We start from the raw sequence: 20,385 nt of genomic DNA on the forward strand, positions 1-20,385 counted from the left end.
GGCTTTCGTCAGCTGTCGTTACCGACGGTGACCGCGGTGGCCTCGTCGGTCAACTCGCCGAGTTCGTCCTCTTCGACGTCGATGCCGAGCAGATGCGGGCGGGACAAAGCCAGCACGCCCGCACCGGCCAGCACCGCGGCGGCGCCCACCCAGTACGGCAGGTGCACGTTGACTTGCTCACCCAGCACACCGGCCAGCCACGGCGCGACGGCCGCACCGCCGAACCGCAGGAAGCTGTAGGCCGCCGAGGCCACGCCGCGTTCGACGGGTGCGGCCTTCATCACGGTCTCGGTGATCAGGGTGTTGTTGATGCCGATGAAGAGACCGGCGACCACGACGCACGTCGCGAGGATGGTCTTGGAGTCGGTGCCCAGCGCCATCACCACCAGGGTGGCGGTCATGGCCAGCAGGTTGACGATCAGCGTCGGCACGGTGCCGAACCGATGCTGCAGCCGGGGCGCGACCACCACCGAGGTGAACGCCAGCGCCACACCCCAGCCGAAGAAGATCAGCCCGATCTGGTGGGCCGTCATGTCCAGCGGAAACGGTGTGAACGCCAGCAGCGTGAAGAAACCGAAGTTGTACAGCAGCGCGGTGATCGACACTCCGAGCAGCCCGCGGTGCCGTAGCGCCCGGAACGGGTCGGCCAGAGTGGTCGCCCTGGCGGCACGCGGCGTGGCGGGCAGCAGGAAGACGGTGACGACGAGCGCGAATGCCATCAGTGCCGACACCCCGAAGAACGGGCCCCGCCACGAGATCGAGCCGAGCACGCCACCGACCAGCGGGCCGACGGCGATGCCGAGGCCCAGTGCCGCCTCATAGAGGATGATGGACTGTGCCACAGAGCCTTTGGCGGAGTTGACGATGGTGGCCAGCGCGGTGGCGATGAACAATGCGTTGCCGAGGCCCCACAGTGCACGCCAGCCGACGATCTCCATCACGGAGTCGCTCATGCCCGCCAGTCCCGCGCCGGCGATGATGATCACCAGGCCGAGCAGCAGGGTCCGTTTCGGGCCGATCCGGCTCGACACCACGCCGGTGATCAGCATCGCCACACCCATCACCGCCATATAGCTCGTGAACAACAGCGACACCTGAGACGGCGACGCGTCGAGGTTGTCGGCGATGGGCTTGAGGATCGGATCGACGAGACCGATGCCCATGAAAGCGACGACGGACGCGAAGGCAACGGCCCAGACGGCCTTGGGTTGGCGCCACATAAGCGCAGAACTCCTATCTAGTGTTCGTTCGGCAGCGGATGCTCGGCGACATCGGCGAGGAGCCGTCGGATGACCTCGACGGCGGCCGTCAGGGTCTGGCGGTCCTCGGGTTGCAGTCGCGCCAGCCGCGGGTCGATCACTGCGGCGCGATCGGCGCGGGCCTGGTTGAGCACTTCTCTGCCCTTTTCGGTGATGCGGATCAGGACGGCGCGCGCATCACCCGGGTCGGGGGTTCGGGACACCAGCCCGGCGTCCTCGAGCCGACGCACCTGCGTGGTCATCGTCGGTTGGGAACAGTGATCGAGATAGGCCAGGTCGGAGATGCGGGCCTCACCCTGATCTTCGATCGTCGACAGGAGCCGCGCCTGCGCCCACGGCAGCGGGAGCCGGGTGCGTTGGGTCGCGAGCCGGTTGAGGCGGGCGACGACAGAAAGCAGGTCCGCACCCAGTTCGGGCTGATGGCTCACCGTGTCATCCTCGGTGGTCGGTGTCGACATTCGCCCATTATTACATAGATATACTATGCAGCCGGCAGTCTGGTGGGCTCCGTCACATGACGGCCGGGTAACCGATGTCATATCGGCTGGCAGAATCGAGAAATGACCGCGACGGGGCCGGCCGGCACACATCGACACAGCGGTTCGCTGACGCCGGGAGAGCTCGCGCAGGCTGCAGTGATGGCGGCGCTGTGTGCTGCCACCGCAATCATCGCGGTCGTGGTGCCGTTCGCGCGAGGCGTGTCACTGCTGGGCACCGTGCCGATGGGTCTGCTGGCCTACCGCTACGGGCTGCGGGTACTGATTGCCGCGACGGTCGCCGGTGCCACCATCGCCTTCCTGATCGCAGGCATGGGCGGGTTCATGACCGTGGTCAACTGCGCCTACATCGGCGGACTGACCGGCATCGTCAAACGCCGCGGCCGTGGCACCCCCACGGTGCTGGCCGCCGCGGTTGTCGCGGGCGCGGTGTTCGGCGCCGCCTCTGTGGTGGCCCTGACCGTGCTCTCGCGGCTGCGCAACCTGGTGTTCGACACAATGACGGCCAACATCGACGGACTGGCCGCGGTGCTGGCCCGTATCCCGGTGTTGGACGTGACGGCCCAACCGCTCAAGACCGGCTTCGCCACCCTGCTGGATTTCTGGCCGCTGCTGTTTCTCCTGCTCGGCATCTTCAGCATCACGTTCGTCACCCTCATCGGGTGGTGGGCACTGTCGCGGATCCTGAGCCGGCTGCTCGGTGTGCCCGATGTCCACAAGCTGGACGCCGAAGCCGAGGACGCCCCGGTCGCCCCCGTACCCGCACAGCTACGGGACGTGCGGTACCGCTATCCGGGCGTCGACCATGACGCGCTGGGACCGGTGTCCATGGACCTCAAGCCGGGGGAGCATGTCGCGGTCACCGGCGCCAACGGCTCCGGGAAGACGACGCTGATGTTGGTCCTGGCGGGACGCGAACCGACATCGGGCACTGTCGAACGGGCCGGAGCGGTCGGGCTGGGCGCGATCGGCGGGACCGCGGTGATCATGCAGCACCCCGAAAGCCAGGTGCTGGGAACCCGCGTGGCCGACGACGTGGTGTGGGGTCTGCCGCCCGGTGCGACCCCCGACGTGGAACGGCTGCTGTCCGAGGTGGGACTGAACGGTCTGGCCGAGCGTGACACCGGCGGGCTGTCCGGTGGCGAACTGCAGCGGCTGGCGGTCGCGGGCGCGCTGGCACGGGAACCTTCGCTGCTCATCGCCGACGAGGTCACCAGCATGGTCGACCAGCGCGGCCGCGACAGTCTGATGTCGGTGCTGTCCGGGCTGACCGATCACCATCAGATGTCGCTGGTGCACATCACCCACTACAACGCCGAAGCCGATTCGGCTGACCGCACGGTGGACCTGAGCGGCAACGGCGGCACCGCCGACAACACCGACATGGTGCCCACCGCCGCCGCGCCCGCACCCACCATTGCCGGCAACCAGGCCGGCGCACCCGTCCTGGAACTGGCCGCGGTCGGCCACGAGTACGCCAGCGGAACCCCTTGGGCGAAAACCGCTTTGCGGGACATCAGCTTCACCGTTCACGAGGGTGACGGCCTGCTCATCCACGGCATCAACGGGTCAGGCAAGTCGACATTGGCCTGGATCATGGCCGGCCTGACCGTGCCCACCTTCGGTTCCTGCCTGCTCGACGGCGCTCCGGTGTCCGATCAGGTCGGTGCCGTCGCGCTGTCGTTCCAGGCCGCGCGTCTGCAGCTGATGCGGAGCACCGTCGAACACGAGATCGCCTCGGCCGTCGGCTTCTCCGTGCGCGACCGGGACCGCGTCGCGTCCGCCCTCGGCGCCGTCGGGCTCGATCCGGGCCTGGGTAAACGCCGCATCGATCAGCTGTCCGGTGGCCAGATGCGCCGCGTGGTGCTGGCCGGTCTGCTGGCCCGCTCTCCGCGGGCGCTCATCCTCGACGAGCCGCTCGCCGGATTGGACGCGGCCAGCCAACGCGGCTTACTGCGGCTGCTCGAAGACCTGCGACGCGACCGGGGACTGACCGTGGTGGTCATCTCGCATGACTTCTCCGGACTCGAAGGGTTGTGCCCGCGCACCCTGCACCTGCAGGGTGGCTCACTGGCGCTGGCCCCGACCGCCACCGGCGGGCCACGATGACGACGCCGGCCCGCACGCAACGTAAACCGGTGGTGCTGCTGCGACCGGTGCCGGGAACTTCGGTCATCCATGAACTGTGGGCGGGGACCAAGCTTGTCGCCGTCGCCACCATCGGGGTGCTGTTGACCTTCTATCCGGGCTGGGTGCCGATCGGGTTCGTCGCGGTCCTGGTCCTGGTGGTGGCCCGGCTGGCGCGGATTCCACGCGGGGTGGTGCCGACGATTCACGTCGTGCTGTGGATCCTGCTGGCGCTGGGTGCGTTGACGGCGACCTTCGCCGGCGGTTCCCCGGTGATCGAGATCGGATCGATGCAGATCGGGCTGGGCGGGCTGCTGAACTTCCTGCGTGTCACCGCGTTGGCGATCGTGCTGCTCGGTCTCGGGGCGCTGGTGTCGTGGACGACCAATGTCGCCGACATCGCCCCCGCCGTGGCGACATTGGGCCGTCCGCTGCGGGTGTTCCGTATCCCGGTGAACGACTGGGCGGTGACGGTCGGGCTCGCGCTCCGAGCCTTCCCGATGCTGATCGACGAATTCCGCACGCTGTACGCGGCGCGTCGGCTGCGCCCCAAGGAGCGGGCGGAGACCTTCCGGGCGCGTCGGCGGCAAAGGGTGGCCGAGCTCATCGATCTGCTCGCCGCGGCCGTCACGGTGGCGCTGCGCCGGGGCGATGAGATGGGCGACGCCATCACGGCCCGCGGTGGGTCCGGGCAGATCTCGGCCGCACCGTCCCGCCCGAAGGCCCGCGACTGGGTGGCCTTCGCGATTCTGATACTGGTCTGCGGTACGGCCCTCGCACTGGAGTTGACCGTGTTGGGTACCAGCCTGCCGCGCCGCTGAGCGGCCGCCCTCGTCGGTGCTAGCGTGCCGCGGCGGTGTTTGCCGCCCATTGCGCATCGGCCAGAGAATCCGCGACGTCGCGGCGGCCCAGGAACATCTCGTCGAAATATGGCTTGAGAGCCTGGAATCCGGCAGGGAACCCGGCGCCGCCGGGGGCGGGGATGCGAGGCCCGCGCAGCACCTGGAAGAAGGGGCCGACGTCTACGCCGCGCGCTTCCCAGTAATCGTGGTAGACCGGCTGGGCCCCGAGCACGGCCGGGATGGCCGCGCCGTGCGCGCCGAGGAACTTGCTGCCGCGCTTACTGCCCATCCAGGCCAGCACCTGGCGCACCGCATCGGGATGGGTGGTAGCCGAATTCGCGGCGGCGGCAATTCCGTTGGTGACGCTGACCCGACCCTTGGGCCCGGCAGGCAGCATCACCACGCCCCACCGGAAACGCGCCTGATTCGCGATGGCGGCCAAGTTGTAGGTGCCGGACTGGAACAACGCCATCCGGCCCTGTAGAAACGCGTTGCGCGAGAAATCGCCGTTGGTGTTCGTGTCCGAGGCCGGCGGCGCGACATGGTCGGTGTTGATCAGGCGGACCAGATATTCGAATGCCTCGACCGATTGTGGGCTGTCGAAGGCGAACCGGTCGCCGACGGTGAACATCCCTCCGGCCGAACCGATGTAGTTGAGGTAGATGCCCTGCAGATCGTTGGCGGCGTTGTAGGCCCACTGCCGGACCCGGTCGGGGTCGAAGCCCGGTGTGGCTGCGGTGCGGCCGTCGGCATCGACGGTGAGCCGGGCCAGCAGCGGCCGCAGCGTGTCGTCGGGTCCGTTCGACCACCGCAACGTCAGCAGTTCGGCCAGCCCCACACCGCCGGCGTCGAGCAGATCGGCATTGAAGTACACCGCGATGCCGGCATCGGTGAGTTGCGGTACCGCCCAGAGCACGCCGTCGCGGGTGAACTGGTGGACCACCGAGGGCTCCCAGGCGCGGGCGGCCTCGGGCCCGAGCGTCTGCCCGATGTCGAGGAGCCGACCGCTGTCGGCGTAACCGGCGAAGTAGGCGTTGGACAGCCAGAAGATGTCGTCGGCGCTGCCACCGGCCACGTCGGTGCGCAGGGTGTCGAAGTAGCTCGAGTAGGCGACTGTGTTGACGCGCACCTCGATATCGGGATGCTCCCTGCTGAACTCGGCGAAGGATTCCCGATAGGCCGCGGCCACTTGCTGATCCCACAACCGCACGGTCACCACGGTCCTGCCTGACGAGTCGCCCGAGCGGCCCAGCAGCATGGCGGCCACCAGCAGCACCGCCATGGTAAGAGCCAGGCCGCCGGCCAGCAGGGTCGAGCGCCTCATGCGAGTCCGCCGCGAGATCGACATGAGGGTCGTTGCCGTGGCGATTTCACAGCCCTGGTGTAGATCTCGACGGTCATTTGATCCCCGTCACGACAATCGAGCGGACGATGTTGCGGGAGAACGCCACGAACAACACGATGAGCGGCACGATCGCCACCGTCGTCGCCGCCATCACCAGCGTCCACTGTGCGTCGTACTGGGACTGCAGGCCCGCCGTCGCCACCGTCAGCACCTGCCATTTGCTGCCGCTGGTGATCACCAATGGCCACAGGAAGTTGTTCCATTGGCTCACGACGGTGATCAACGCCAGCGTCACCAGGATCGGCTTGCTGGCAGGCACCACCACGTGGGTGATCACGTCGAGGGTGTTGGCGCCGTCGAGACGGGCAGCGTTGACGAGGTCGCCGGGAATGGAACGGAAGTACTCCCGCAGCAGGAAGATCGCGTACGGGGACCCGAACATGAACGGCAGCACCAATGCCCAGAACGTGTTGCGCAGCCCGGCCTCGGCCATCATCAGGTACAGGGGCACCACGGTCACCGTCGCCGGCACCATCAACGTGGCGATGTACACCCAGAACAGCGCATCGCGGCCCGGAAACTCAAGGCGTGCAAACGCATAAGCGGCAAGCACCGAGAAGACCAACTGCCCCAGCAGGATGACGGCGGTCATCAGCGCGGTCACCAGGATGGCCCGCGCGTATCCGGCGTCGGCCAGCCCGAGATAGTTCTCCCACGTCGGCGGGGTGGGCAGCGACAGCGGGGAGTCGGTGTTGAACTGCTCCGCCGAGGTGAACGACGTCAGCAACCCCAATCCGAACGGCAGCAGGGTGATCACCGCACCGAGCGTGAGCGCGACATAGATCAGCGCGTTACGTGAGGTCATAGCTGATCCTGCGGCGGAAGTAGAGATGCTGGACCACGGTGATGCCGACCAGCAGCACGAACAGCACGATTGCCATCACCGAAGCCCGCCCGACCGCGGCTGCGCCGAACGCCTCGGCGTAGATGCGGTGTGCGACCAGATCGGTCCGTCCCTGGGGGCCGCCGCCGGTGAGCGCATACACGGTGTCGAATACCTGGGCTGCGCTGACAATTCCGGTGACCAGCACGAAGAACAGCGTCGGTCGCAGCATGGGCAGGGTGATGTGCCGGAACCGCTGCCACGAGTCGGCCCCGTCGGTGCGGGCCGCGTTGTGGATGTCGGCAGGGATGTTGAGGATGCCGGCGAGGAAGAACAGGGTGACGTAGCCGACGTTGGTCCAGATCACCACGGCCGAGACCACCGGCAGCGCCAGGCCCGGATCGGTCAGCCATTCGATACGGGTGTCGAGCAGGGTGCCCAGTGCGCCGTCGGTCGGGGCGAGGATCCACGCCCACAGCACTGCGATGGCCAGCGGTGCGCAGATCCACGGCAGCACGTACACGGTGCGGAAGAACGCGCTGCCCGGCAGACCGCGGGCCAGCAGCGTCGCTGCAATCAGGCCCAGCACGGTTTGCGTCGGCACCACCAGCAACACGAACAGGAACGTGACCAGAAGCGAGGTCGCGAACGACGAATCAGTCAGTACCGAGGACCAATTGTCCAGTCCCACATACTTGATCGGTCCGAGCAGATCCCAGCGGTGCACGCTGAGCCAAGCCACCACGAGCATGGGCAGCAACAGAAACGTGACTACACCGAACAAGCTCGGTGCGACAAGCGCGTACCCCAGTACTGTCGTCCGGACCCGCGAAGTGGCCATCCGGTCATTAAAGCGGTTGGTCGATCCGGCGGTCAAAAAGCCTTGCCGGGGTTGAGGATGTTGTGCGGATCGAGGGCGGATTTCACCGCTTGATGCATGGACAGGACCTCCGCGCTCAGCTCCTTGCGGAGCCCGTCGCGTTTGAGCAGTCCGATGCCGTGTTCGCCGGTGACCGTGCCACCGAGTTCCAACGCGGCGTCGATGATGGCTCCGAAGGCGAGCTGTGCGCGGACGCGCGCATCGTCGTCATCGTTGGGGGTGATGAGCAGTGGATGCAGATTGCCGTCGCCGGCGTGGGCGATGTTGGCGATGACGGTGTCGTGCTCGACGCCGATGGCTTCGATACGCCGAAGCATGTCAGGCACTTTCGCTTTCGGCACGCAGACGTCCTCGGTCAGGACGGGGCCCAACCGCTCCAGCGCCGGGTATGCCAGACGCCGGGCGTCGAAGAGGGCTTCAGCTTCGGCTTCGTCCGTGGAGACCGCTGACCAGGTCGAACCCGCCTGGGCGAAACAGTCGTTCATCCGCTGGGCTTCCTGGTCGCCTGCCGGGCCCGGAGTGTCGATGCGCCCCAGGAGAATGGCATCGGCCTCTGTGGACAACCCCATGTTCTTCCACTCATCGACCGCCTGTAGGCATCGTTTGTCGATGAGTTCGAGCGCTGACGGGGTGAGGCCCGCGGCAGCCACGGCACGGACGGCATCTCCTGCGGCACCGATCGAGGCGAAGTAGCCGGCTACGGTACGTGGCGGGGACTGCAACGGGCGCAGGCGCACAGTGATTTCCGTGACGATGCCCAGTGTGCCTTCCGAACCGACCATGAGGCCCGTGAGGTCGTAGCCGGCGACCCCCTTCGCGGTGGCCCGCCCCAGTTTCACGATGTCACCCCGACCGGTGACCACTTCGAGGGCCAGTACATAGTCGCGGGTAACCCCGTACTTGACGCAACACAGGCCGCCGGCATTGGTCGCGACATTGCCGCCGATGGTCGACCACGGCGCGCTGGCCGGATCAGGCGGATACCACAGGCCGTCGTGGGCGACCGCCGCTCGGAGATCGTCGTTGACGACACCCGGCTCGACGACCGCGAGGCGTTCCAGCGGGTCGATGAGCTTGATCGCGTTCATCGCCTCGAAGCTGACGACGACGCTGCCGCTGACGGCGTTCGCGCCGCCTGACAGGCCGGTGCCCGCGCCGCGCGCGATGACAGGTGCGTCATACGCAATGCAGGCGCGCACCACCGCCTGCACTTCGGCAGTGGTACGCGGGCGCACGACGGCAACGGGTAGGTCATACGGAGCCCACTCCGCGTCGTCATGGGAGTAGGTCGCCATGACGTCGGGGTCGGTGATGATCCGTTGCTCCGGCAGCGACGTGATCAGCCGCTCCCGCAGACGCGACTGCTGGGCGTCCTCGTCCGGCCGGGCTTCCCCGTCGGTGGCTGTCATCGTGCGGCTTCTTTCGTTCGTCGAGTGGTCGTATCACTCGACGCCCAGGCGCCCCGCGGCGAACCTCAGGCGATACGACCCTGGGATCAGCCCGACGGACTGCCCCAATGCGCTCGCGTAGCAGTGTTGCACTGCCGGAGCGTCGGCGTTGCGGCGGGCCTGGTGAATGACGTCTCGAACAGCTGCGTCGAGGTGCTGCATGAAAAGTGCCGTGCCCCAGCCGAAGATACGGCCAGCGGCGCGGCGGCGGTCGAGGCCGAGCGGCCCAGGGTGAGACGTATGGTTGCAACCCTACCTATCAGAAGGTAGGTTAACGGGCATGGCTGCTCCTGTTTCCACCGCCGACGCGATCCTCCGATGTGCGCGCTCGTCGATCGTCACCGGCGGCTACCACGGCTTCAGCTACGCCGACATCGCCGCCGTCGTCGGCATTCGTAAGGCGAGCATTCACCATCATTTCCCGACCAAGGTTGATCTGGTGCGGACATTGGTACAGCAGTACCGCGAGCAGGCGGAGGCTGGGTTCGCCGAGATCGCACGCCACGTGCGTGATCCGATCGAGCAGCTGCGTAGTTATACGGGGTACTGGGAATCGTGCATCGGTGATCCTGAGACCAGTTACTGCTTGTGCGCGTTGCTCGCTACGCAGATCCCGATTCTTCCGGAGGAGATCGTGGCAGAGGTTCGGGCGTACTTCCTGGCCCTGTCGGCCTGGTTTGAGTCAGTGCTCGAACGCGGTGCCCACGAAGGCCGGATCACGTTGACGCGCAGCGCCCATGTCGAGGCTGAGGCATTGATGGCAGCCATGCACGGCGCCATGTTGTCCGCTCGGGCCTACGGCGACCCGCAGGCATTCGCCGCGATCACGCGACCGGTCATCGACGCACTTCGATCACACGCTGACGAATAACCATCCAGTAGTTCGCCAACAGACTCCGAAGCCGCAATAACGCTGCTTCGGTTCACCCCTCACGTGGGGGGTTTGGTGCGGGCGGAGCATGCGGACTGTCCATGCTCTGGTTGCTCGTGACCGCAATTCGGACGATAGGAGCATGTCATGACCGAGACGACTCATCAGACCCAACGGGCCAGCGCGGGCAGCGCGTGGCTAACCCGCTATTACTTCACCCGTGCGGTGTTTTCGGTGGTGTGGGTGGGCGCTGCCTTCGCTTTGGCCGGCGGTGCGACCGCCTCCGTCGCGGCTCTGCTGATCATCTATCCGGCGTGGGATGCCGCGGCGAACTTCGTTGATGCACAACGCAATGGGGGACTCGCGAGCAATCCCACCCAAGCCTTCAACAGCGTGGTCAGCGTGGCGACCACCGTTGCGGTCGCCGTTGCTCTGGCGGTGAGTATGAATGCGGTGCTGGGCGTGTTCGGTGTGTGGGCGGCGTTGTCGGGGCTTCTGCAACTGGCGACCGCGGTGCGTCGCTGGAAGGGTTACGGCGCGCAGTGGCCGATGATCCTCAGCGGCGTCCAGTCCACGGGAGCCGGAATCATGATGCTGCTGCAGTCGAATGGGCCGGAGACGCCGGATATCACCGCGATCGCGCCCTATGCCGCCTTCGGAGCGTTCTATTTCCTGGTCTCGGCGATCTGGCTGACCGTCAGCGAGGCCCTTCAGCGGAGGTCATGACCCCTGCCTGGGCTCCTCGAGTCGGCCAAGCAGGTATGGGGACCGGGTACCGGCGAAAAGTACCGTGGCGTCAATGGGTTGTCGCGAGAAGCGCTGCAGCGCAAGCATGTCCGACATGCAACGTTGGCCGGCGTGGCCGGTGCCTCGAGAGGTAATTGAGATGACTTGCCCCTACTGCGGATCTGACACCGGCGGCACCAGCAGCTGCGACCGCTGCGGACAACTGCACGCGCGCACGGCTCTGTCGGGGTGGCGACCGGATCCCACCGCGCGCCACGAGGGCCGGTACTACGCCGCCGGTAGGCCGACCAACCGGGTGCGCGACGGCCGGTCCCAGGGCGCGGACCCGGCCGGCGGCCGGCTTCTCCCGGACTATGTGGAGTTACCGACGTCGCGGTCGAGCATCCGCTCGTCCTGGATCGCAACGGGCGCGGTGACCGCGATCATCGTCATGGTTGCCGCGGTCGTGGGGGCGCGGCAGGTCGAAAGCCGCCGGACCGGCCCCTCGCCGGAGGCCGGGTATGTCTCCGCACTCGACGACGCCGGCTTGATGGCTCAGTTCAACTCGGAGGCCAACGCCGTCGCTCACGGCAAGCTGGTGTGCCGTCAGCTCGAGGGCGGCCAACCGCAGCAGGGTCTGCCGACCGACAAGATCGCCGTGGACATCTTTTGCCCGCATTTCTCCCAGGGTTTCCACGTTCTCGAAACCGCCACGGTGAAGGGCACTTTCGTACTTGCGGATCATGACGGCCTCGGTGGGATCGTCTCGGACGGCGCCGCGTGCCAGGGGGCAGGTGGGTATTCGGATGTCAACGGCGGCACGGCGGTCACGGTCAAGAATGGCAAAGGCGAAATCCTGGCCAGCACCACGTTGGGTGCCGGTAAAGGTGGCACCGCCGACTGTAGGTTCTCTTTCACCCTCAAGGTGACCGAGGGGCAGGACCATTACGTGGTGTCCGTAGGTCACCGAGGTGAGTTCGACTACACCTTCGACCAATTGATGGCCCGGAGTGTTCAGATGCGGCTCGGTGGCTGATCGTTGCCTGCCCCACGCGGACACCTTTTCACGGCTGCTCCACCGTCAACGAACGGTTGGGGCCGCATGCACGTTCCCCTACACAGGCGTCCCGGTTCCAATGCCGGCAAACTGACCGGTGCGATAGCGGAGGAGACGTACGATTTTTAAGTTGTTGCAGCGGTTGTGGATTCCGTTGTTGGCGTTCGCGGTGATCGCTGCAGGAGGTTTCACCGTGACGCGGTTGCATTCGATATTCGGCTCCAAACAGCGTCCTGTTTATGCTGATACCAAAATCAACGACACAAAACCGTTCGATCCCAAGAAGCTCACGTACGAGGTTTTCGGGCCACCCGGGACGATGGCTGATATCAGTTATTTCGATATCGACGCGGATCCGCAATTCATACAGCGGGTCGCATTGCCCTGGTCGCTGGTGTTCGACATCACCAAGACCACTGCAGTCGGCAGCATCATGGCCCAGGGGAACACTGACAACATCGGCTGCCGGATCACGGTGGATGACGACGTCAAGGCCGAGAGAATATCCAACGAGGTGAACGCGTTCACCTCTTGCCTTCTGAAGTCCGCATGAACCGCAGCGGTATAGGTCGGCACGCCGGTACTGCGCCGTCGCGGCTGGCATGGGCGATCCGCAAGTTTTCGGTGCTGATCATCCTGGGGTGGGTCGCGATCACCGTCTTGGTGACTCTCGCGGTGCCCCCACTGGAAGTGGTCGAACAACAGCATTCGGTATCGCTGAGTCCGCCCGACGCCCCGTCCGTCAAGGCGATGACGCGAATGGGTGAGGTGTTCCAGGAATCGAATTCCGAAAGCGTCGCTGTCATCGTTCTGGAGGGCCAGGACCCGCTCGGCGATGATGCCCACCGGTACTACGACTCCGTCGTTCGCCAATTGAAGGACGACACGGCGCATGTGCAGCACGTCCAGGACTTCTGGGGCGACCCGCTCACGGCGGGTGCCGCGCAGAGCGCTGACGGCAAAGCCGCCTACGTTCAATTGAATCTCGTCGGGAGCTTCGGACAGGCTCTGGCAAATGAATCGGTGAAGGCCGTCAAGGACACCGTAGAGAAGACGCCCCTCCCACCCGGGGTCCAGGCTTACGTCACCGGCCCGGCCGCGGTAGTGGCCGACGTGGGGCAGAGCGGTAACCGAACGGTGTTGCTCATCACCCTGGTCACGGTCGGTGTGATCTTCTTGATGTTGCTCCTGCTCTACCGATCGTTCCTTGTGGTCATCATTCTGCTGCTGACGGTCGCAGTCGAGCTGCAGGTGGCCAGGGGCCTGGTCGCCTTTCTCGGCCTCCACGGCCTCGTCGGTCTCACCACATATGTCGTCAACCTGTTGGTGTCGGTCGGCATTGCGGCAGGCACGGACTACGGGATCTTTTTCACCGGTCGGTACCAAGAGGCACGCCAAGCCGGGGAAGACCGGGAATCGGCCTATTACACGGCATATCGCAGTGTGGCGAAGGTCGTCCTGGCCTCCGGGGTGACGATCGCCGGCAGCATTGCATGCCTGAGCTTCACCCGCCTGCCGTACTTCCGGCCGTTGGGCATCCCCGGCGCGGTGGGCATCCTGGTTGCGGTCGCCGTCGCGCTGACTCTGGTGCCGGCGACCATTGCGGTCGGTAGCCGGGTCGGCATCTTCGACCCCAAACGGATGGTGATCACGCGCCGCTGGCGTCGGGTCGGCACCACGATTGTCCGGTGGCCCACGCCGATCCTCGTAGCGACAGTCGGGATCGCGCTGATTGGTCTGTTGACGTTGCCCGGATACAACCCCAGCTACAGCGACCAGAAATACATTCCACAGGACATCCCTGCCAATCAGGGATTCGCCGCCGCAGCACGACATTTCCCCGAGTCGAAGACGTCGACGCCGGACCTGCTGTTGGTGGAGGCCGATCATGACATGCGGAATCCGGCCGATCTGCTGGTCCTGAATCGGCTCGCCAAAGCGGTTTTCGCGGTTCCGGGAATCTCCAGCGTGCAGTCGATAACCCGGCCCGAAGGAACCCAGATCCAACATTCAACGATTCCTTTCATGCTGAGCATGTCGAATGCCGGCCAACGCCTGAGCCTGCCCTTCCAGAGACAGCGTATGGACGATCTCCTCAAGCAAGCCGACGAGATGACCACGACGCTCAATCTGATGAAGCACATGTATGAGTTGATGCAGCAGATGGTGGCAGTCACGCACAACACGGTCGAGACCACCCACGACCTCCAAGGTGTCACGAATGATTTGCGTGATCATGTCTCGGATTTTGACGACTTCTGGCGGCCGTTGCGCAGCTATTTGTATTGGGAACCACACTGTTTCGACATCCCGATCTGCGAGTCGATCAGATCCATATTCGATGCGATCGACGGCGTCGACGAGGTGGCCAACAAGATGAAGGGTCTGGTCGAGAACCTCGATCAACTCGACCGCCTCATGCCGCAACTGCTGCTCCAGTTCCCGCAGTTGATCGCCACCATGGAGAGCAGCCGCACGATGATCCTCACGATGCACAGCACCATGTCCGGCATCTTTGACCAGATGGACGATTCAAGCGGCAACGCAACGGTCATGGGTAAGGCCTTCGACGCGGCCAACAACGACGATTCGTTCTACCTGCCGCCGGACGTTCTGGAGAACGAGGATTTCAAACGGATCATGAAGATATTCCTCTCCCCGGACGGGAAGGCCGCGCGTCTGCTCATCGCCCAGCGCAGTGATCCAGCAACGCCCGAGGGTATTTCACGTGTCGAACCGATTCAGATCGCCGCCGAGGAGGCGCTCAAGGGCACTCCACTCGAAACTGCGCAACTGTCGGTCGCCGGAACCGCGGCGGGAGTGAAAGACCTGGTCGACGGCTCGAAGATCGATCTCTTGATCGCCGGGGTGGCGGCCCTGTGCCTGATCTTCCTGATCATGGTGATCATGACGCGCAGTCTCGTTGCCGCGCTGGTGATCGTCGGGACCGTGGCAATGTCGTTGGGCGCATCCTTCGGATTGTCAGTCCTGTTGTGGCAGTACATTCTCGGCATCCAGATCAACTGGGTCGTGCTGGCGATGTCGGTCATCGTCTTGCTGGCGGTCGGTTCTGATTACAACCTGCTGTTGGTGTCGCGGATGAAGGAAGAGATCGGCGCGGGGATCAACACCGGGATCATCCGGGCGATGGGCGGTACCGGCAAGGTGGTGACGGCCGCCGGTCTGGTGTTCGCCGCGACGATGGGATCGATGATCGTCAGCGACCTGCTGACGATCGGCCAGGTGGGCACCACGATCGGCCTGGGCCTGCTGTTCGACACACTGGTCGTGCGCGCATTCATGACGCCGTCCATCGCTGCGCTGTTGGGCCGTTGGTTCTGGTGGCCGCAACGGGTGCGTCCCCGCCCGGCCAGCACCATGCTACGGCCGATGGGAACGCGTCCGATGGTGCGTTCACTCCTGTTGGGGGAGTAGCGGAGTCGTATGAGCAGTCACCAATCTCGGCCGCCGTTCATCGCGCGCGCCATACGCAAGTTCTCCCCGCTCATCATCGTCGCCTGGATCGTGGTGGTGCTGGTGACGAATCTGGCCTCGGTCGGAGGGGACTGGAAAGCCGCCATCCCGTCGCTCGAGCGGGTCGCCGAGCAGAATTCGGTCTCGCTCATGCCCCAGGATGCGCCGTCGGCGAGGGCCCTGATGCGGATGGGGCAGCTATTCGAGGAATCGGACTCGGACAGCGCGGCGATGATCGTTCTGGAGGGCATGGACCCGCTCGGTGAGGATGCACACGAGTACTACGCCCGGTTGGTCGCACAGCTGCGCACCGATGACAAACACGTTGAGCACGTGCAGGATCTGTGGGGAGACCGGCTCACCTCGTCGAGTGTGCAGAGCCCCGACGGCAAAGCCGCCTACGCGCAGCTGAACCTTGCCGGCAATCAAGGAACTCCGCTTGGCGAGGAGTCGGTGGCCGCGGTCCGCAGCATTGTCGGCGACCTGCCGGCCCCGCCCGGAGTGCACGTGTACGTGACCGGCGCGGCGCCGCTCGCATCGGACATGCAACACAGCGGCAACCGGTCCATCCTGAAGATCACGCTGGTAACAGCCGTGATCATCTTTGCGATGCTGCTCCTGGTCTACCGTTCAATCGTCACGGTCATTCTGTTGCTGATCATGGTGGGTGTCGAGTTGGCCGCGGCGCGTGGCATCGTTGCCTTTCTCGGTCATCATGAGGTTTTCGTGCTCTCGACATTCGCCGTCAATATGTTGGTGTTCCTGAGTATCGCGGCGGGAACCGATTACGGAATCTTCTATTTCGGCCGATATCAGGAGGCACGGCAGGCCGGCGAAGACCGTGAAGCCGCGTACTACAGTACGTTTCGCGGCACTGCTCCGGTGGTGTTGGCCTCCGGCATGACCATTGCCGGCGCTATTCTGTGCCTCACCTTCACCCGGTTGCCGTACTTCCACACCATGGGCGTGCCGTGCTCCATCGGTATGGTGGCAGCCGTCGCTGTCGCGGTGACGTTGGTTCCATCCGGAATCGTCGTGGCCAGCGGATTTGGCCTATTGGATCCCAAACGTAAACTGCGAGTGCGTCGTTGGCGACGAATCGGCACGGCGATCGTCCGGTGGCCGGGCCCTATCCTGGTCGCCTCGTGCGCGGTGGCACTGGTCGGATTGCTGGCGCTGCCAGGGTACGAGACCAGTTACGACGACCGGGCGTACATCTCCGGCGACATTCCTGCCAATCAGGGGTTCGAGGCTGCTGAACGACATTTCACCCAATCTCGTTTGCAACCAGAAGTTCTCCTGGTCGAGTCCGATCACGATTTGCGGAATCCGTCCGATTTCCTGGTGCTGAACCGGCTGGCCAAGGCGGTGTTCAAGGTACGTGGGGTCTCCCGGGTGCAGGCGATTACCCGGCCGGAGGGAACCCCGATTGAACACACGTCGATACCGTTTCTACTCAGCCTGCAGAACGCCAGTCAGGCGCAGGTGACGAACTTCCAAAAGTCGCGCATCGACGACATACTCAAACAGGCAGACGACCTGGACACCATGATCGCGACCCTGCAGCATCTGCGCGGGATATTCGAACAGCTCACGGCTACCACCCATCGGATGGTGGCGAATACGCACGAACTGCAGGAGGTCACCGCCGATCTGCGGGGCAGTATCGCGCTCTTCGATGATTTCCTGCGTCCGGTTCGCAACTATTTCTATTGGGAACCACACTGTTTCGACATTCCCATCTGTTGGTCGCTGCGATCCATATTCGACACCATGGACGGCGTGGACGAACTCGATGACAAATTGGCGATACTCGTGGACGACATCGACCAGCTCGACAAACTTTTACCACAGATACTCGAGCAGCTTCCCCTGCTGGTCGACGTCGTAAAGACCTTCCGCACCATGTCGCTCACCCTGCACAGCACTACGTCGGGCTTGATCGCCCAGGCCGAAGAGTCGAGCAAGGACGCGGCCGTCATGGGGCAGACGTTCGATGCCGCGAAGAACGATGATTCGTTCTATCTGCCGCCCGAGGTGTTCGATAACCCCGACTTCCAACGCGCGATGACGCAGTTTCTGTCGCCGGACGGAAAGGCCGTGCGATTCATCATTTCGCACAGAGGCGAGCCGGCGACCGTCGCGGGCATAGCCCGCGTTGAGCAAATTCGGACCGCGGCCGAAGAGGCGCTCAAGGGAACCTCATTGGTCAACAGCAGAATCGATGTGGCCGGTGCCGCGTCGACCGCCAAAGACTGGCGCGACGGTTCCACATACGACCTGCTGATCGCGGGGATCGCAGCGATCAGCCTGGTGTTCCTCATCATGCTCATCATTACGCGCAGTCTCGTTGCGGCGCTGGCGATCGTGGGCACGGTGGCTCTTTCGTTGGGTGCGTCGTTCGGACTCTCCGTGCTGTTGTGGCAGTACTTGTTGGGCATCGAACTGCACTGGATAGTCCTGGCGATGTCGGTGATCATCCTGTTGGCGGTGGGTTCCGACTACAACCTGCTGTTGGTCTCGCGCATGAAGGAAGAACTCGCCGCGGGCATCAGCACCGGGATCATCCGATCGATGGGTGGCACAGGAAAGGTTGTCACGTCGGCGGGTTTGGTGTTCGCGGCGACGATGGCGGCCATGGTCGTCAGTGACCTCCGCATCATCGGTCAGATCGGTACCACCATCGGCCTGGGCCTGTTGTTCGACACGTTGGTGGTGCGCTCGTTCATGACTCCGTCACTCGCCGCATTACTGGGGCGGTGGTTCTGGTGGCCGCAGCGGGTGCGCTCTCGGCCGGCCAGCACGTTGTTGCGGTCCTACGGGCCACGGCCGCTGGTCCGATTGCTGCTCGGGCAGCAGCATCCCGACCAGGGCGGAAGCGGATCGAGTTGAGTGGGCCGGCGTCATCCTCTCGGTCGCGGTTCGACGAACGGTTGCGGCTGGATCGGCGTTCTAATTCATCAGGTGTGCCGCCGGTCCGATCTCCGGCGGGTATGCCATAGGTATCTGACGATCGGCTCAACCAGAACACGACACGAGAAGAACGGAAGCAGCCTTGACAGCAACTAAAGTCACCCCGACCAGGGAAGACCTGCTGACCGCGGCACGTGGCCTCCAAGATTGCTTACGGGAGTTCGCCGACTACGGCGACACCCACCGGCGCACCGCCGACGAGGTGATTTCCGCACTCACCGAGGCCGGCATGTTCCGGCTGTTCACCCCGCGCCTATACAGCGGATACGAAGTCGATCTCGGCACGATTCTGGAGATCACCGAAATCCTCGGTGAGGCAGATGGTTCGGCAGCCTGGCTGGTCGGCATCGCCGCGGCGGCTGCTTGGGTTGCCGCGCACGCACCCACCCAAGCTCTCGACGAGGTCTTCGGCACCGATCCCGATTCTCGAATCGCGGGTGGTGGCGCCGGCGCGGGGACCGGCCGTTTGGTCGACGGTGATGTGATGGTCACCGGACGGTGGAGCTACGCATCGGGTTCGTTGCATGCCTCGTGGGCCGGAGTTATGACCACGATCGGTGGTGAAGGCAGCCAGCCAACTGAAATCGCGTTCTGTCTCATGCCCATTGGTGATGTCCAGGTTGAGGATACGTGGCACACGGCGGGGCTGCGCGGCACAGGCAGCAATACCCTCATCGCCACCGATGTCTTTGTCCCCGAGCACCGGATCATCCCGATCTCCTTGTTGACCGAAGAGTCCTCGTCGAGCCTGGGGCCGCTGTATCGGCTGCCGTTCCGGGTGATAGGCGCGTCGGTGCTGGGACCGTTGCTGGGGATCGGCAAGGCCGCACTCGCCCACGTGGTCGATGCGACGGCGTTCAAGGGTGTTCCGATGACAGTCTTTCAGACCCAACGTGAATCGGTTGGGGTGCAGCTGCAGGTCGCCGACGCGGCCCTCAAGCTGCAGACCGCAAGGCTGCATGCACAGTCGGTCGCCGTCACGGTGATGCGTCACGCGGTCACCGCGCAGCCGTTGGATGCACGCTACCGCGCGCAGGCTTCGGCCGAGACGGCGTACGCCGGTCAGCAGATCCTCGCCGCCGCCAACGGCCTGTTGACGGTGCACGGTTCAGGCGGACTGGCAGACGCCAACCCGTTGCAACGTTTGGTTCGCGACATCAGCACCGGGACACGGCACGCGGGGTTGAACGCGACTGTCAGCAATGAAGTCTTCGGCAAAGCACTACTCGGGATACCGGAGCAGATCATGCCCACGTTGTAGTCAACGCTCGGCGGGGTTAAGCCCGCTCACCGACGGCCCGGAAACTGATGGCCGCGGCCACCACGCGGTCAAGTCGGATTGCTTTATCGTGGAACTACTTCCGACGAAGGCGGTGCTTGTGACGGAACTTCCTGCCTTGGGCTGACCAACTCGATCTGTCTCCACGTCCCGAGGGAGGCTGGTCCGCCGAGACGTTGCGCAGTGACTTGGCCGTCAGTGAGGCTGTGCGACTTCGTCCCGAGTCCGCCTTGCTGAAGCTACCTACCAGAAGGTAGGGTAATGGACATGGCCACAGTCACTTCTGCCAGTTATCCTCATATCGCTGCGAGAGCGAATCTTCGTGGGGCCATTGTCCATCATCGCCTTCCGGCCACGGGTGATCTGGAGTGGACGTCGGCGGGCCAGTGTCGGGCCGAGGCTGTAGCGGGGATTGCGGCAACCGAGCACCATTCGGCCGAAATCAGCTACTCCTTGTGTGCGTTGCTGGCCAAGCAGTTCCCGGTTGTGTGACACCGAGCATCGGCCCGCGCATTTCCCTACGCGAGACCATGTCTGACTGAACCCTCGACGACCGGCCGATTTCGCTGGGTCGAGCCGGTGCCGCGGTGATCAGCGTCGGTGCTGGCACGCGATTGTGCGTGCAACTTAGCCGAAACGATGATCCCACCTTGCGAAGCGCTGCCGGGACCCGATGGCAATGACGCCATCAGGCATCGGCATGTGAGGCCCACCGACGGGTCAA

General features: G+C 64.6%; 15 protein-coding genes. 9 read left to right on the forward strand and 6 right to left on the reverse strand.

Annotated elements, in window-relative coordinates; all coding sequences use genetic code 11:
* Window positions 1-8 precede the first annotated feature (8 nt).
* Both M1247_RS25790 and M1247_RS25795 read right to left on the reverse strand, forming a co-directional pair.
* Window positions 9-1,220 carry an MFS transporter gene (locus M1247_RS25790; RefSeq protein WP_317159249.1) on the reverse strand — a complete coding sequence of 404 codons (1,212 nt, stop codon included), beginning with the start codon at window positions 1,218-1,220 and terminating at the stop codon, window positions 9-11.
* 17 nt (window positions 1,221-1,237) lie between these two features.
* Entirely contained in the window at window positions 1,238-1,717 is a 480-nt protein-coding gene (locus tag M1247_RS25795) for a MarR family winged helix-turn-helix transcriptional regulator (RefSeq protein ID WP_317159250.1), read from the reverse strand.
* 102 nt (window positions 1,718-1,819) lie between these two features.
* Between M1247_RS25795 and M1247_RS25800 the strand changes: the two genes are divergently transcribed.
* Both M1247_RS25800 and M1247_RS25805 read left to right on the forward strand, forming a co-directional pair.
* Window positions 1,820-3,865: an ABC transporter ATP-binding protein gene (locus M1247_RS25800; protein WP_317159251.1), complete on the forward strand. Its 2,046-nt coding sequence runs from the start codon at window positions 1,820-1,822 to the stop codon at window positions 3,863-3,865.
* A complete protein-coding gene (locus M1247_RS25805; protein WP_317159252.1) occupies window positions 3,862-4,704 on the forward strand; it encodes a CbiQ family ECF transporter T component in 843 nt (280 codons plus the stop codon). The genes M1247_RS25800 and M1247_RS25805 overlap by 4 nt, the downstream gene beginning before the upstream one ends.
* A 19-nt stretch (window positions 4,705-4,723) precedes the next feature.
* Here M1247_RS25805 and M1247_RS25810 read toward each other — a convergent pair whose 3' ends face one another.
* The 4 genes from M1247_RS25810 to M1247_RS25825 form a co-directional block, all read right to left on the reverse strand.
* Window positions 4,724-6,049 carry an ABC transporter substrate-binding protein gene (locus M1247_RS25810; protein WP_317159253.1) on the reverse strand — a complete coding sequence of 442 codons (1,326 nt, stop codon included), beginning with the start codon at window positions 6,047-6,049 and terminating at the stop codon, window positions 4,724-4,726.
* Window positions 6,050-6,122: 73 nt separating this feature from the next.
* The gene (locus M1247_RS25815) at window positions 6,123-6,935 is read right to left on the reverse strand and encodes a carbohydrate ABC transporter permease (RefSeq protein WP_317159254.1); all 813 of its coding nucleotides are present in this window, start codon (window positions 6,933-6,935) and stop codon (window positions 6,123-6,125) included.
* Window positions 6,922-7,794, reverse strand: a complete 873-nt coding sequence (locus M1247_RS25820; protein WP_317159255.1) for a carbohydrate ABC transporter permease — start codon at window positions 7,792-7,794, stop codon at window positions 6,922-6,924. The genes M1247_RS25815 and M1247_RS25820 overlap by 14 nt, the downstream gene beginning before the upstream one ends.
* 32 nt (window positions 7,795-7,826) lie before the next feature.
* Window positions 7,827-9,242, reverse strand: a complete 1,416-nt coding sequence (locus M1247_RS25825) for an FAD-binding oxidoreductase (RefSeq protein ID WP_317159256.1) — start codon at window positions 9,240-9,242, stop codon at window positions 7,827-7,829.
* Between the two features lie 319 nt (window positions 9,243-9,561).
* Between M1247_RS25825 and M1247_RS25830 the strand changes: the two genes are divergently transcribed.
* From M1247_RS25830 to M1247_RS25860, 7 genes are all read left to right on the forward strand, one after another.
* Window positions 9,562-10,152, forward strand: coding sequence for a TetR/AcrR family transcriptional regulator (locus M1247_RS25830; RefSeq protein WP_317159257.1), 591 nt, complete (start codon window positions 9,562-9,564; stop codon window positions 10,150-10,152).
* 147 nt (window positions 10,153-10,299) lie between these two features.
* On the forward strand, window positions 10,300-10,878 hold the full coding sequence (locus M1247_RS25835) for a DUF308 domain-containing protein (RefSeq protein WP_317159258.1): 579 nt from the start codon (window positions 10,300-10,302) through the stop codon (window positions 10,876-10,878).
* Between the two features lie 160 nt (window positions 10,879-11,038).
* A complete protein-coding gene (locus M1247_RS25840) occupies window positions 11,039-11,914 on the forward strand; it encodes a DUF732 domain-containing protein (RefSeq protein ID WP_317159259.1) in 876 nt (291 codons plus the stop codon).
* Window positions 11,915-12,068: 154 nt separating this feature from the next.
* Entirely contained in the window at window positions 12,069-12,488 is a 420-nt protein-coding gene (locus tag M1247_RS25845; protein WP_317159367.1) for an MmpS family transport accessory protein, read from the forward strand.
* Window positions 12,485-15,370 carry an MMPL/RND family transporter gene (locus M1247_RS25850; RefSeq protein WP_317159260.1) on the forward strand — a complete coding sequence of 962 codons (2,886 nt, stop codon included), beginning with the start codon at window positions 12,485-12,487 and terminating at the stop codon, window positions 15,368-15,370. Before M1247_RS25845 ends, M1247_RS25850 begins: the two co-directional genes overlap by 4 nt.
* Window positions 15,371-15,379: 9 nt before the next feature.
* Window positions 15,380-18,301: an MMPL/RND family transporter gene (locus M1247_RS25855; protein ID WP_317159261.1), complete on the forward strand. Its 2,922-nt coding sequence runs from the start codon at window positions 15,380-15,382 to the stop codon at window positions 18,299-18,301.
* Window positions 18,302-18,464: 163 nt separating this feature from the next.
* The gene (locus tag M1247_RS25860) at window positions 18,465-19,643 is read left to right on the forward strand and encodes an acyl-CoA dehydrogenase family protein (RefSeq protein ID WP_317159262.1); all 1,179 of its coding nucleotides are present in this window, start codon (window positions 18,465-18,467) and stop codon (window positions 19,641-19,643) included.
* Window positions 19,644-20,385 lie beyond the last annotated feature (742 nt).

The sequence above is a fragment of the Mycobacterium appelbergii genome, from assembly GCF_032883035.1.
Taxonomy (GTDB): domain Bacteria; phylum Actinomycetota; class Actinomycetes; order Mycobacteriales; family Mycobacteriaceae; genus Mycobacterium; species Mycobacterium appelbergii.